13 protein-coding genes are annotated in these 13,811 nt (G+C 70.5%); all 13 read right to left on the bottom strand.

Translation table 11 applies throughout. The annotated features are described in order from the left end of the window. Positions 1-31: 31 nt before the first annotated feature. The 13 genes from FFS51_RS08300 to rpe are packed head-to-tail and all read right to left on the bottom strand — an operon-like array spanning position 32 to position 13,789. Entirely contained in the window at positions 32-1,498 is a 1,467-nt protein-coding gene (locus FFS51_RS08300) for a glutamate synthase subunit beta (protein ID WP_045248111.1), read from the bottom strand. After that, entirely contained in the window at positions 1,491-6,068 is a 4,578-nt protein-coding gene (gltB, locus tag FFS51_RS08295; protein ID WP_137878063.1) for a glutamate synthase large subunit, read from the bottom strand. The genes FFS51_RS08300 and gltB overlap by 8 nt, the downstream gene beginning before the upstream one ends. 51 nt (positions 6,069-6,119) lie before the next feature. Next, positions 6,120-7,103, bottom strand: a complete 984-nt coding sequence (lgt, locus tag FFS51_RS08290; protein ID WP_137878062.1) for a prolipoprotein diacylglyceryl transferase — start codon at positions 7,101-7,103, stop codon at positions 6,120-6,122. Positions 7,104-7,112: 9 nt separating this feature from the next. Further along, entirely contained in the window at positions 7,113-7,904 is a 792-nt protein-coding gene (trpA, locus tag FFS51_RS08285) for a tryptophan synthase subunit alpha (RefSeq protein WP_137878061.1), read from the bottom strand. After that, a complete protein-coding gene (trpB, locus tag FFS51_RS08280) occupies positions 7,901-9,112 on the bottom strand; it encodes a tryptophan synthase subunit beta (protein ID WP_137878060.1) in 1,212 nt (403 codons plus the stop codon). Before trpB ends, trpA begins: the two co-directional genes overlap by 4 nt. Then, positions 9,109-9,885: an indole-3-glycerol phosphate synthase TrpC gene (gene trpC / locus FFS51_RS08275; protein ID WP_137878107.1), complete on the bottom strand. Its 777-nt coding sequence runs from the start codon at positions 9,883-9,885 to the stop codon at positions 9,109-9,111. The genes trpB and trpC overlap by 4 nt, the downstream gene beginning before the upstream one ends. Positions 9,886-9,887: 2 nt before the next feature. Next, on the bottom strand, positions 9,888-10,118 hold the full coding sequence (locus tag FFS51_RS08270; protein WP_045248107.1) for a DUF6704 family protein: 231 nt from the start codon (positions 10,116-10,118) through the stop codon (positions 9,888-9,890). After that, positions 10,115-10,777 (bottom strand): Trp biosynthesis-associated membrane protein, encoded by a 663-nt coding sequence (locus tag FFS51_RS08265; protein ID WP_137878059.1) that lies wholly within the window; start codon positions 10,775-10,777, stop codon positions 10,115-10,117. The genes FFS51_RS08270 and FFS51_RS08265 overlap by 4 nt, the downstream gene beginning before the upstream one ends. Further along, positions 10,774-11,145 carry a phosphoribosyl-AMP cyclohydrolase gene (hisI, locus tag FFS51_RS08260; protein ID WP_045248106.1) on the bottom strand — a complete coding sequence of 124 codons (372 nt, stop codon included), beginning with the start codon at positions 11,143-11,145 and terminating at the stop codon, positions 10,774-10,776. Before hisI ends, FFS51_RS08265 begins: the two co-directional genes overlap by 4 nt. Further along, a complete protein-coding gene (hisF, locus tag FFS51_RS08255) occupies positions 11,142-11,906 on the bottom strand; it encodes an imidazole glycerol phosphate synthase subunit HisF (protein WP_137878058.1) in 765 nt (254 codons plus the stop codon). The genes hisI and hisF overlap by 4 nt, the downstream gene beginning before the upstream one ends. Then, positions 11,906-12,748 (bottom strand): ATP phosphoribosyltransferase, encoded by an 843-nt coding sequence (gene hisG, locus FFS51_RS08250; protein WP_045248104.1) that lies wholly within the window; start codon positions 12,746-12,748, stop codon positions 11,906-11,908. The genes hisF and hisG overlap by 1 nt, the downstream gene beginning before the upstream one ends. Positions 12,749-12,806: 58 nt before the next feature. Continuing rightward, on the bottom strand, positions 12,807-13,070 hold the full coding sequence (locus FFS51_RS08245) for a phosphoribosyl-ATP diphosphatase (protein WP_045248103.1): 264 nt from the start codon (positions 13,068-13,070) through the stop codon (positions 12,807-12,809). 47 nt (positions 13,071-13,117) lie between these two features. Beyond that, positions 13,118-13,789, bottom strand: coding sequence for a ribulose-phosphate 3-epimerase (rpe, locus tag FFS51_RS08240; protein ID WP_137878057.1), 672 nt, complete (start codon positions 13,787-13,789; stop codon positions 13,118-13,120). Between the last annotated feature and the right edge of the window lie 22 nt (positions 13,790-13,811).

Below are 13,811 nucleotides of genomic sequence, written 5' to 3'. Positions count from 1 at the left end.
CCAGTGTGTGGCTGTGGGGTTGGATTCGAGCCTACGCGGGCTGGAGGCCGATCGCGACATCGCCGGCTCGCACCGGCGAGGGCAGCGAGGTCTCGCCCATGAGGTAACGGTCGACGGATGCCGCGGCGGCCCGTCCTTCGGCGATCGCCCAGACGATCAGCGACTGGCCGCGACCGGCGTCGCCGGCGACGAAGACGCCCGCCACGGTGGTCTCGTAGTCGTCGGCGCGCTCGACGTTGCCGCGGTCGGTGAACCGCGTGTCGAGCTGGTCCTCGAGCAGAGCGCGCTCCGGGCCGGTGAAGCCCATCGCGATGAGCACGAGGTCGGCCGGGATCTCCCGCTCGGTACCGCTCTTGGGCACGCGACGGCCGTCGACGTACTCGGTCTCGGCGACGCGGAGGGCCCGCACCTCGCCCGCCTCGTTCGCAAGGAACTCGACGGTCGATGCCAAAAACATCCGCTCGCCGCCCTCCTCGTGCGCCGAGGAGACCTCGAACACAGTGGGGGTCATCGGCCACGGCTGGTGCGCGGGGCGCTCGGTCGGAGGCTGCGTGCCGATGGCGAGGTTGGTCACGCTGAGCGCGCCCTGGCGGTGGGCGGTGCCGATGCAGTCGGCGCCAGTGTCACCGCCTCCGATCACGATGACGTGCTTGCCCTCGGCGGAGATCTGGTGGGGAACCTGGTCGCCCGCGACCGCCTTGTTGGACTCGACGAGGTACTCCATGGCGAAGTGCACCCCATCGAGGTCGCGGCCCGGGATGGCGAGGTCGCGCGGGATCGTCGACCCGGTCGCGATCACGACCGCGTCGTAGCGCGAACGCAGGTCGGACCAGGAGATGTCGGTGCCGATGGTCACGCCCGCGCGGAAGCGGGTGCCCTCGTCCTGCATCTGACGCAGCCGGGCCTCGAGGTGGCGCTTCTCCATCTTGAAGTCGGGGATGCCGTAGCGCAGCAGACCGCCGATGCGGTCGTCGCGCTCGAAGACCGCGACCGTGTGACCCGCACGGGTGAGCTGCTGGGCGGCGGCAAGACCGGCGGGGCCGGACCCCACCACGGCGACCGTCTTGCCCGTGAGGCGTGCCGGCGGCTTGGAGTCGACCCATCCGTTCGCGAAGGCCTGGTCGATGATCGACACCTCGACCTGCTTGATCGTGACGGCCGGCTGGTTGATGCCGAGCACGCACGCGCTCTCGCAGGGGGCCGGGCACAGGCGACCGGTGAACTCCGGGAAGTTGTTGGTCGCGTGCAGACGCTCGATGGCCGCGCGGCCCTCGCCGCGCCAGGTGAGGTCGTTCCACTCCGGGATGAGGTTGCCCAAGGGGCATCCGGTGTGACAGAACGGCACGCCGCAGTCCATGCAGCGGCCCGCCTGACGACGCAGCACCGCGGAGTCGCCCGGTTCGTACACCTCGCGCCAGTCGAGGATGCGCACGGGAACCGGTCGACGCGACGGGGTCTCGCGCTGGGTCGTCTTCAGAAAGCCCTTCGGGTCAGCCACCCGTCACCTCCAGGATGCGGTTCCACACGACGTCGCCGTCGGGGTCGAGGCCCTGCGCGAGCGCCTCCTGGCGCGTCTGCAGCACCGCTGCGTAGTCGCGCGGAATGACCCGCACGAAGTTGCCGATCTCCTCGTCGAAGCGCTCGAGGAGGCTCGCGGCGAGCACGGACTCGGTCTCGGCGACGTGGCGCTCGAGCAGGTCCTTGAGGATCTCCGCGTCGCCCGAGCCGAGCTCGTCGAGCACGAGCTCGCCGGCGGCCAGCGCCTCGCGGTTCACGAGGGCGGAGTCGAGCCTGTACACGTAGGCCGTGCCGCCCGACATGCCCGCACCGAGGTTGCGTCCGGTCTCACCGAGGATGACCGCGAGCCCACCCGTCATGTACTCGAGCGCGTGGTCGCCCACGCCCTCCACGACGGCGGTCGCGCCGGAGTTGCGCACCAGGAACCGCTCCCCCACGGTGCCGCGCAGGAACAGCGTGCCCTGCGTTGCGCCGTAGCCGATGACGTTTCCGGCGATCACGTTCTTCGAGGCGGGGAATGTCGCGCCGCGCGGCGGTCGCACGACGATCTGTCCGCCCGACAGACCCTTGCCGACGTAGTCGTTCGAGTCGCCCTCGAGGGTGAGGGTGATGCCGGCCGGCATGAACGCGCCGAACGACTGCCCGGCCGAGCCGTGCAGATTCACGACGATCGAGTCGGTCGGCAGACCGTTCTCGCCGTGCGCGAGCGTGACGTGGTGGCCGAGCATCGTGCCGACCGCGCGCGCGGTGTTGCGCACGGGCAGGTCGATCTCGAGGTGGCCGCCGTGTGCGATGACGTCCTGCGCGCGCTCGATGAGCTGCACGTCGAAGTGGTCATCGAGCTCGTGGTTCTGGGCGCGCCGGTTGCGCCGGGGCTCGTCGTCGGCGAAGTCGGGACCCTGGAGCACGGGGGCGAGGTCCAGACCGTCCGCCTTCCAGTGCTCGATCGCGCCGTTCAGGTCGAGCGCGTCGACACGGCCCACGGCCTCGTCGAGCGTGCGGAACCCGAGCTCGGCGAGGATCTCGCGCACCTCCTGGGCGATGAACTCCATGAAGTTGACGACGAACTCGGGCTTGCCCGAGAAGCGCTCGCGCAGCACCGGGTTCTGCGTCGCCACGCCCACCGGGCAGGTGTCGAGATGACACACGCGCATCATGATGCAGCCGCTGACGACGAGGGGCGCGGTCGCGAAACCGAACTCCTCGGCACCGAGCAGCGCGCCGATGACGACGTCGCGCCCGGTCTTGAGCTGGCCGTCGACCTGCACCACCACGCGGTCGCGCATGCCGTTCAGCATGAGCGTCTGCTGGGTCTCGGCGAGGCCCAGCTCCCACGGGGTGCCGGCGTGCTTGAGCGAATTGAGGGGGCTCGCGCCGGTGCCGCCGTCGTGACCCGAGACGAGGATGACGTCGGCGAGGGCCTTCGCGGTGCCGGCGGCGACCGCCCCGATGCCGGACTGGCTCACGAGCTTCACGTGCACCCGGGCGCGCGGGTTCGCGCGCTTGAGGTCGAAGATCAGCTGCTTGAGGTCCTCGATCGAGTAGATGTCGTGGTGCGGCGGCGGCGAGATGAGGCCGACGCCGGGGGTGCCGCCGCGGGTGCGGGCGATCCACGGGTACACCTTGCCGGGCGGCAACTGACCGCCCTCGCCGGGCTTCGCGCCCTGGGCGAGCTTGATCTGGATGTCGTCGGCCTCGGTCAGGTACAGGCTCGTCACGCCGAAGCGACCCGATGCGACCTGCTTGATAGAGCTGCGACGCTCCGGGTCGAGCAGGCGGTCGACGTCTTCGCCGCCCTCGCCCGTGTTGGACTTCGCGCCGAGGCGGTTCATCGCGATCGCGAGCGTCTCGTGCGCCTCCTTCGAGATGGAACCGTAGCTCATCGCGCCGGTGGAGAATCGCTTCACGATGGCGGAGACGGGCTCCACCTCATCGATCGGCACGCGCGGACGCTGGTTCTTCTTGAAGCCGAACAGGCCGCGGAGGGTCTTCAGCTCGGCCGCCTGGTCGTCGACGAGCTTGGTGTACTCGCGGAAGATGTCGTACCGGCGCTCGCGCGTCGCGTGCTGCAGACGGAAGATCGTCTGCGGGTTGAACAGGTGCGGCGAGCCGTCGCGGCGCCACTGGTACTCGCCGCCGGTCCACAGCCGCTCGTGGGTGCGGGCGGCCTCGTCCTCGGGGTAGGCGAACGCGTGGCGTGCGGCGTTCTCGGCCGCGATCACGTCGAGGCCGATGCCGCCGAGCTTGGACTCCGTACCGGTGAAGTAGGCGTCGATGAGCTCGCCCGACAGCCCCACGGCCTCGAACGCCTGCGCGCCCGCGTAGGACGACACGGTCGAGATGCCCATCTTCGACATGATCTTCAGCACGCCCTTGCCGAGCGCGTAGATCAGGTTGCGCACGGCCTTCTCGGGCGTGATGTTGGTGATGAAGCCGGCGCGCACGAGGTACTCGACGGTCTCCATCGCGAGGTACGGGTTCACGGCGGATGCCCCATAGCCGATGAGGGTGGCGACGTGGTGCACCTCGCGCACATCACCGGCCTCGACGACGAGCCCGACCTTCATGCGCGTCTCGTTGCGGATGAGGTGATGGTGCACGGCGGCCAGCGAGAGCAGCGACGGGATCGGCGCGAGGTCCTTGTTCGAGTCGCGGTCGCTGAGCACGATGAACTCGGCGCCGTCCTCGATGGCCTGGTCGACCTCGCTGCACATCTGCTCGAGGCGCTTCTTCATGCCCTTCGCGCCCGCCTCGACCCGGTACAGGCCGCGGATGGTCACCGAGGTGCGGCCCGGGAGGGCGGTGTCGATGTGCTGGATCTTCGCGAGCTCGTCGTTGTCGATGACGGGGAAGTCGAGCGTGACCGTGCGCGTGTGCTCCGGACCCCAGGCCAGCAGGTTCGGCTCCGGGCCGAGACCGAGCGCGAGGGAGGTGACGATCTCTTCCCGCAGCGAGTCGAGCGGCGGGTTTGTGACCTGGGCGAACTGCTGGGTGAAGTAGTCGAACAGCAGGCGCGGACGCTCGCTGAGCACCGCGACCGGGGTGTCGCTTCCCATCGCGCCGAGGGGCTCGGCGCCGTTCTGTCCCATCGGGGTCAGGAGGATGCGCACCTCCTCCTCGGTGTACCCGAACGTGCGCTGGCGGCGCGTGATCGAGGCGATCGGATGCACGATGTGCTCGCGCTCGGGAAGATCGGCGAGTCGCACCCGGCCCGCGTCCAGCCACTCCTGCCACGGGTGCAGGGTGGAGAGCTGCTGCTTGATCTCGTCGTCCTCGATGATGCGGCGCTCGGCCGTGTCGACGAGGAACATGCGCCCCGGGCGCAGACGGCCGCGGCGCTTGATGCGCTCGGGCTCGAAGTCGAGCACGCCGGTCTCGGAGCCGATGACGACGAGGCCGTCGGTCGTCTCCGTCCAGCGACCCGGGCGCAGGCCGTTACGGTCGAGGGTCGCGCCGACGAGCGTGCCGTCGGTGAAGATGAGCGCGGCGGGGCCGTCCCACGGCTCCATCTGCATGGAGTGGTAGTCGTAGAACGCCCGCAGTTGCGGGTCGATGTCGGCCTGCTTCTCGTACGCCTCCGGCACCATCATCATGATCGCGTGCGGGAGGCTGCGTCCCGTGAGCGTGAGCAGCTCGAGCACCTCATCGAACGAGGCCGAGTCGCTGGCGCCGTCGGTGCAGATGGGCAGCAGCGGGCGGATGTCTCCGACCAGCGCCGACTCGAGCTGCGACTGACGCGCCCGCATCCAGTTGCGGTTGCCGCTGACCGTGTTGATCTCGCCGTTGTGCGCGAGCATGCGCAGCGGCTGCGCGAGCGGCCACGACGGGAACGTGTTTGTCGAGTACCGGGAGTGCACGACGGCGAGCTCAGAGGTGAACCGCTCGTCCTGCAGGTCGGGGTAGAACGGCTCGAGCTGCAGGGTCGTGACCATGCCCTTGTACCCGAGGGTGCGGCTGGAGAGCGACACGAAGTAGCCGCCGTGCTCGCGGCGTGCCCGCTTGCGCAGCCGGTAGACGCGGCGGTCGAGCGCGATGCCCGACAGCGCCGGCGCGTCGCCGACCGCGGGACGTGAGACGAAGATCTGCTCGAACGCGGGACGAGCCTCGAACGCGAGCTTGCCGAGGTGGGCGTCGTCGGTCGGCACCTCGCGCCAGCCGAGCACGATGAGGTTCTCGGATGCCGCGACCTGCTCGATGCCGTCCTTGACCCGCTGGCGCTCCGCCGCGTCGAGCGGCAGGAAGGCGAGCCCGGCGGCGTACTCGCCGACCGGGGGCAACTCGAAGCCGACGACCGCGCGCAGGAAGGCATCGGGCATCTGGGTGAGGATGCCGGCGCCGTCGCCCGTGCCCGCGTCGGAGCCGATCGCGCCGCGGTGCTCGAGGTTGCGCAGGGCGGTGAGCGCCAGGCTGACGATGTCGTGGCCGGGCGTGCCGCGAAGGGTCGCGACCATCGCCAGGCCGCAGGCGTCCTTCTCGAACGCGGGGTTGTACATCCCCTGGGCGGCCGGGAACGTCCCGCCGGGGATGCTGTGACGGAGGCTGGGGGCCATGCGTACCGTCCTCACTTGGTGCTGTGCTGGGACGACGTCGGCCCGAAGGAGTTACTGTGCGGCAGCGGAGCTTGTGGCGGTGCCCTGACCGAGTGCGTCCGCGGGCGGCTCGCTCACGTCGACGTACTGGTCGGTATCCAGCGATTGTACAGGCGATGAACCGGGTGCTCCGCGTCCGGGCCGATAGGGCGACGGCTCGAGGCCGAGGTGGCGCGTCGTCTGCACGATGTAGATCACGAGGCCGACGATGACTCCCAGGATCGCTGCCCAGACGTTGACGCGGAGACCGAGGTAGATCTCGCTCGGGTCGATGCGGATGCTCTCCCAGACGATGCGGCCGGCGGAGTACCAGATCAGGTAGATCGCGAACAGACGACCCCACTGGAGGCGGAACCGGCGGGCAATGACGAGCAGCACGATCGCGCCGAGCGTGTTCCAGATGACCTCGTAGAGGAAGGTCGGCTGGAACAGCGTGCCCGCGGGCAGGCCTTGCGGGATCGCCGGGTTCGACGAGTCGATCTCGAGGCCCCATGGAGCGTCGGTGGGGAGGCCGAAGAGCTCCTGGTTGAAGTAGTTGCCGAAACGGCCGATGGCCTGGGCGAGGATCAGGCCCGGTGCAAGGGCATCGGCGAAGGTCCAGAAGCGGATGCCCGTCCAGCGGCATCCGATGATGGCCCCGATCGCCCCGCCGATGAGCGCACCGTAGATGGCGATGCCGCCCTCCCAGATGTAGAACACCGAGAGCACGTCCTTGCCCGCGCCGAAGTAGTCGCCGGGATGGGTGAGCACGTGGAACGCGCGCGCCCCGATGATCGCCAGCGGCACCGCGAACAGGGCGATGTCGATGACGACCCAGCGCTCCGCCCCGCGCTTGGTGAGGAAGTGGTTCGTCATCAGCACCGCGACCACGATCCCGGCGATGATGCACAGCGCGTAGTAGTAGATCGTCACCGGACCCAGCTGGAAGTAGCTGATCGACGGGCTCGGGATGCTGGCGAACACGCTGGTGAGCGCGTTCGTGGGGGCGAACGTCATGGTGCGAGTCTACGGGCGTGGACGAGCCGTGCCGGACGCGAGAGCCCCCGCCACGCGGCGCAGGCCGTCGACCCCGCCGTCGCGCAGCGCGCGCACGAGCGCGGTGCCGACGATCGCACCGTCGGCGTAGCCGACGACACCCGCGACCTGCTCGGGCGTGGAGATGCCGATGCCCACGCACGCGTGCGCCGCGCCGTGCGCGCGGAGACGCTCGGTGAGGCGGCGGGCCGCGGCATCCAGCTCTGCCCGCTCCCCGGTGATGCCCATCGTCGAGACCGTGTACACGAAGCCGGTCGAGGCCTTCACGACCAGGTCGAGGCGCTCGTTGGTGGAGGTGGGCGCCGCGAGGAACACGCGGTCGAGGCCGGTGCGCTCGCTGGCGGCGATCCACTCCGCGGCCGACTCGGGCGTGACGTCGGGGGTGATGAGACCTGCGCCGCCGGCGGCGAGGAGGTCGTCCGCGTACCGGTCGACGCCGTACTGCAGCACCGGGTTCCAGTAGGTCATCACCAGCACCGGGACATCGACGCGGCGGGTGATCTCCGCGATCGCCGGGAACAGGTCCCGCAGCCGGAAACCGTTCGCGAGCGCCTGCTGGGTCGCCTGCTGGATGACCTCGCCGTCCATGACCGGGTCGGAGTACGGCGGACCGAGCTCGAGGATGTCGGCCCCCGCCTCGGCGAGGGCGACGGCCGCCTCGATGCTCGTGGCCGTGTCGGGGAAACCGACGGGCAGGTAGCCGACGAACGCACCACGCCCCTCGGCGTGGGCCTTCTCGATCGCGGCGGCGACGCGGCTCATGCGCCGGCCTCCTCGTCGTAGAGGCCGAAGTAGCGGGCGGCGGTGTCCATGTCCTTGTCGCCGCGCCCCGACAGGCTCACGGCGAGCACGGCGTCGGGGCCGAGCTCGCGGCCGACGCGGATCGCGCCGGCCAGGGCGTGCGCCGACTCGATGGCCGGGATGATGCCCTCGGTGCGGCTGAGGAGCCGCAGTGCCTGCATCGCCTCGTCGTCGGTCGCGGGGATGTACTGCGCACGACCGATCGCGGCGAGCCACGCGTGCTCGGGCCCGACGCCCGGGTAGTCGAGGCCGGCGGAGATCGAGTGGGATTCGATGGTCTGGCCGTCCTCGTCCTGCAGGACGTAGGTCTTGGCGCCGTGCAGGACGCCCGGACGTCCCCGTTCGATGGATGCCGCGTGCCGCTCCGTGTCGACGCCGTCACCGGCCGCCTCGACGCCGTAGAGGGCGACGCCCTCGTCGTCGAGGAACGCATCGAACATGCCGATCGCGTTCGACCCGCCGCCGACGCACGCCAGCACCGCATCGGGGAGGCGCCCGATCTCGTCGAGGAGCTGCGCGCGCGCCTCTTCGGAGATGACCTTCTGGAAGTCGCGCACCATGGCCGGGAACGGGTGGGGACCCGCCGCCGTGCCGAAGATGTAGTTCGTCGTCTCCACGCTCGCGACCCAGTCGCGGTACGCCTCGTTGATGGCGTCCTTCAGGGTGCGGCTGCCGGTCGTGACCGGCACGACCTCGGCACCGAGAAGACGCATGCGGGCGACGTTCAGCGCCTGGCGCTCGGTGTCGACCTCGCCCATGTAGATCGTGCAGTCGAAGCCGAAGAGGGCGGCCGCGGTGGCTGTCGCCACGCCGTGCTGGCCGGCGCCCGTCTCGGCGATCACCCGCGTCTTGCCGAGCCGCTTCGTGAGCAGCGCCTGCCCGATGACGTTGTTGATCTTGTGGGAGCCGGTGTGGTTGAGGTCCTCGCGCTTGAGGAAGATGCGCGCGCCGCCCGCGTGTGCGGCGAAGCGCGGCACCTCGGTGATCGGCGACGGCCGGCCGGCGTACGAGCGCAGGAGTTCGGCGAACTCGGCATGGAACGCGGGGTCGACCTTCGCCGACTCGTAGCAGGCGGTGAGCTCGTCGATCGCGGCGATGAGCGACTCCGGCATGAACCGGCCGCCGAACTCGCCGAAGAACGGCCCCTGGGCGTTGCGCAGCGCGCTCATGCGGTCTCTCCTCGGAACGCGCGGAGGGTGGCGACGGGGTCGCCGGTGACGAGCGCCTCGCCGACCAGCACGGCATCGGCTCCGGCCCCGCGGTAGTGGGCGACATCCGCCGGCGTCAGCACGGCAGACTCCGCCACCTTGATCGCCCCGACCGGGAAGCGGTCGACGAGGCTTCCGAACAGGTCGCGGTCGAGGTCGAAGGTGGTGAGGTCGCGGGCGTTCACGCCCACGAGCCGCGCACCGATCTCGCCGGCCGCGTCGAGCTCGCTCGCTGAATGGGCCTCGACGAGCGGAGTCATGCCGAGCTCGGTGACGAGCGCGTGCAGCCGCGTGAGGGTCGGCAGGTCGAGGGCGGCGACGATCAGCAGCACGAGGTCGGCGCCGGCGGCGCGGGCCTCGAGCACCTGGTAGTCGGTGGCGATGAAGTCCTTGCGGAGAACCGGCAGGGTCACCGCCTGCTTCACGGCGCGCAGGTCGTCGAGCGACCCCTTGAAGCGACGCTGCTCGGTGAGCACCGAGATCGCGCTGGCGCCGCCGGTCTCGTAGAGAACGGCCTGGTGCGCCGGATCGGGGATGGCCGCCAGGTCGCCGCGCGACGGGCTCGCGCGCTTGACCTCGGCGATGATCTTCACCCGGTCGGACGGCGCGAGGAAGGCGAGGGCGTCACGAGCTGCGGGCGCGGCGAGAGCCGAGCGCTCGACCTCGTGCAGCGGGCTGCGGGCGGCGCGCGCCTCACTGTCGGCGACGGAGCCGGCGGTCAGCTCCTCGAGCAGGTTCAATGCTGCTTGGGGACGTACTTCGGCCCGTTGGCGCCCCAACCGAGGCGCGACAGCACGAGACCGACGAGAGCGCCCACGACGACGAGCACCACGGAGGCCCAGACGAGCCAGACCACCTCGAGGTAGAACGCGACCGTGCCGATCGACAGCGCGACCAGCATGATCACGACGGCCGTCCATGCGGCGGGCGAGTGTCCGTGGCCAGGGTCGCCAATCGAGTCGGTCATGATCCTCCTTCGGGAGCGTGCGAACGCCCGTCCAGTCTAGTGGTCTCGTCTTCGTCCTCCGGTGCGGCGCGGCCCGCGTCGGTCGGGTCGTCGCCGCGGGAGAGGGAGTCCCACGAGTCGACCGCGTCGAGTGGCCCGGTGGCCGCGACGGCCGCGGTGGATGTCTCGTACCGCCGACCACCCGTGCGCCACCGGTGGGCGGTGGCGAGGGTGAACGCGCCGCTGACGGCGAGCAGCACCCAGCCGAACAGCGCGCCCCACGCCCAGCCCGAGACCACGGCATGGTCGATGAGCGCGGCGATCGCCGACGAGCCCGCGATGCCGGTGGCCTTGGTGATGGGCGCGGCGACCGCGGCCACCGGCGGACCCGTCACGACCTGCAGCGTCAGGATGAACAGCCACACGGCGCCCGCGAGGGCGAGGGCGCCGAAGACATACCGCAGGATGCGCCCGACGATCGACAGCGCGAGGCCGAGTGCGAGCGCGGCGAGGCTGAGCGGCGCGAGCACCGGCACGGCATCGTTTCCGGCGACCGCGATGTCGGGAGCGGAGCCGGCCGTGAGGATGACGTCGACCCACGTCTGCGTGGAGGAGATGATGCCGATCGCCCCGGCGACGAGCGCGGCGAGCACGGCGATCAGACGCGCACGGGCGATCACGGGCGCTCCTCCCCCACCACGCCGTCGACCGCGTCGAGGTCGGCGGTGTCGAAGCAGCTGCGCAGGCCCGTGTGGCACGCGGGCCCCACCTGGTCGACCTCGATCAGCAGTGCGTCGCCGTCGCAGTCGAGGTGTGCCGACTTCACGAGCTGGATGTGGCCCGACGTGTCACCCTTACGCCAGTACTCCTGGCGGGACCGCGACCAGTAGGTGACGCGACCGGTGGTCAACGTGCGACGGAGCGCCTCGGCATCCATCCACCCCAGCATGAGCACCTCGTGGGTGTCCCACTGCTGCACGATCGCAGGGGCGAGACCGTCGGCGTTGAACGCGACGGCGGCGATGCGCTCGTCGAGCGAGCCCGTCATCGGCGTACCTCCACTCCGTCGGCGACGAGGGCGGATTTCACATCGCTCACCGTCAGCTGGCCCGAGTGGAACACGCTCGCCGCCAGCACCGCATCGGCGCCCGCGCGCACAGCGGGGGCGAAGTCGGCCGCACGGCCGGCGCCGCCCGAGGCGATGACGGGCACACTCGAGATCTCGCGCATGAGGGCGACGAGCTCGAGGTCGAAGCCGTCCTTCGTGCCGTCGGCGTCGATGGAGTTCACCAGCAGCTCGCCGGCGCCGCGCTCGATGGCCTCCTGCGCCCAGGCGAGGGCGTCGAGGGATGTCTCGGTGCGTCCGCCGTGGGTGGTGACGACGAATCCGCTGGGCGTCGCCGCCGAGCGCTTCACGTCGAGGGAGAGCACGAGCACCTGAGCGCCGAAGCGATCGGCGATCTCGCCGAGCAGCTCGGGGCGTGCGATGGCGGCTGAGTTGACGCCCACTTTGTCGGCGCCGCAGGCGAGCAGGCGCGCCACGTCTTCGGTCGCCCGCACGCCGCCGCCCACGGTCAACGGGATGAAGACCTCCTCGGCCGTGCGCTGCACGACCTCGTAGGTGGTCGCCCGCTCGTCGACGGTCGCGGTGACGTCGAGGAAGGTGATCTCGTCGGCCCCCTGCGCGAAGTAGAGCCGGGCGAGCTCGACCGGGTCGCCCATGTCGCGGAGGTTCTCGAAGTTCACGCCCTTCACGACGCGGCCGGCCGCGACATCCAGGCACGGGATCACCCGCGTGACGACGCTCATCAGAGCCTCGCGGCGGCGATCTCGGTGACGAGGATGGCGCGGGCGCCGAGCGCGTAGAGGTCGTCCATGACGCGGTTGACGCCCTTGCGGGGGCTCATCACCCGCACGGCGACCCACTCGGGGTCGCGCAGCGGCGACACGGTCGGCGACTCGATGCCGGGGGCGACGGCGACGGCCTGGTCGAGCAGCACCAGCGGCAGGTCGTAGTCGACCATCACGTACTGGCGCGCCACGAGCACGCCGCGCAGGCGTCGCAGCAGGGTGTCGAGACCGTCGGGCTCGGTGCTGCCGCTGATGAGCACGGCCTCGGACTGCAGCAGCACGGGACCGAAGATCTCGAGGCCCGCCTGGCGCAGCGTGGTGCCCGTCGACACGACGTCGGCGACCGCATCGGCCACACCGAGCTGCACGGCCGACTCGACCGCGCCATCGAGGGGGACGAGGTCGACGGCGACGCCCTGCTCGTCGAGGTAGCCGTCGACGAGGCCGGGGTAGGCCGTGGCGACGCGCAGCCCGTGCAGGTCGCTCAGCTCGCGGAAGCGGCCGGGAGGGCCCGCGAACCGGAACGTCGAATCGGCGAAGCCGAGCGTCTCGATCTCGCGTGCACCGGGCATGCGGGCGTCCAGCAGCAGGTCGCGGCCGGTGATGCCGACATCGAGCGCGCCCGAGCCGACGTAGGTCGCGATGTCGCGGGGGCGGAGGTAGAAGAACTCGACGTCGTTGGCGGCGTCGAGCACGTAGAGGTCTTTGGGATCGCGTCGGCCGGTGTACCCGGCCTCCTGCAGCATCTCGGCTGCGGTCTCGGCGAGCGAGCCCTTGTTGGGCACGGCGATTCTGAGCATGGTCTTCTCTGCGGTCGTGTGATGAGCGGATGCCTCGTGCCGGCGGGGCCGGCGTGGGTCACAGATGTCGGTAGACGTCCTGCAGGGTCAGACCCTTCGCGAGCATCAGCACCTGGAGGTGATAGAGCAGCTGGGAGATCTCCTCCGCCGCCTCGGCGTCGGACTGGAACTCCGCGGCCATCCACACCTCGGCGGCCTCTTCGACGATTTTCTTGCCGATCGCGTGCACACCCGCATCGAGCTCGGCGACCGTGCCGGAACCGGCGGGACGCTCCTGGGCTTTGACGGTGAGCTCAGCGAACAGCTCGTCGAACGACTTCACCCTGCAAGGGTAGCGAACCGCGCGGCCCCCTCGGGCCCAGGCTCACCTCAGTGCGCGTGGGTGTGACGGGCGGCGCCGCTGCGCAGCGCCTCGATCGCGCGCGCCGGGTCGTCGGCGCCGAACACCGCGGAGCCGGCGACGAAGGTGTCGGCGCCCGCCTCGGCGGCCTGGGCGATCGTCGACTCGCCGATGCCGCCGTCGACCTGCAGCCACACCGACGATCCTCGGCGACGCGCCTCGGCGGCCAGCGCCGACAGCTTCGGCATCGTGGAGGTCATGAACGACTGCCCGCCGAAGCCCGGCTCGACGGTCATCACCAGGATCTGGTCGAACTCGTCGAGCACGTCGTACAGGCCCTCGGCGGGGGTTCCGGGCTTGATGGCGACGCCGGCGCGCGCGCCGATGCCGCGCAGGGTGCGGGCCAGGGCGATCGGATCGGTCGCGGCCTCGAGATGGAAGGTGACGGATGCCGCGCCGAGCTCGGCGTAACCGGGGGCCCAGCGGTCGGCGTCGTCGATCATCAGGTGCACATCGAGCGGCACCGGGCTCGTCTCCTGGATGCGCTGCACCATCTGCGGTCCGAAGGTGAGGTTCGGCACGAAGTGGTTGTCCATGACGTCGACGTGCACGAAGTCTGCGGTCGCGATGCGGTCGAGGTCCGCCTGCATGTTCACGAAGTCGGCGGAGAGGATGGAGGGATTGATGCGGATGTCGCTCACTCCCCCATTATCCCGGGCCGGA

The sequence above is a fragment of the Microbacterium sp. 4NA327F11 genome (assembly GCF_005503465.1).
Taxonomy (GTDB): Bacteria; Actinomycetota; Actinomycetes; order Actinomycetales; family Microbacteriaceae; genus Microbacterium; species Microbacterium ginsengisoli.
This window is presented reverse-complemented; position numbering and strand designations above follow the sequence as displayed.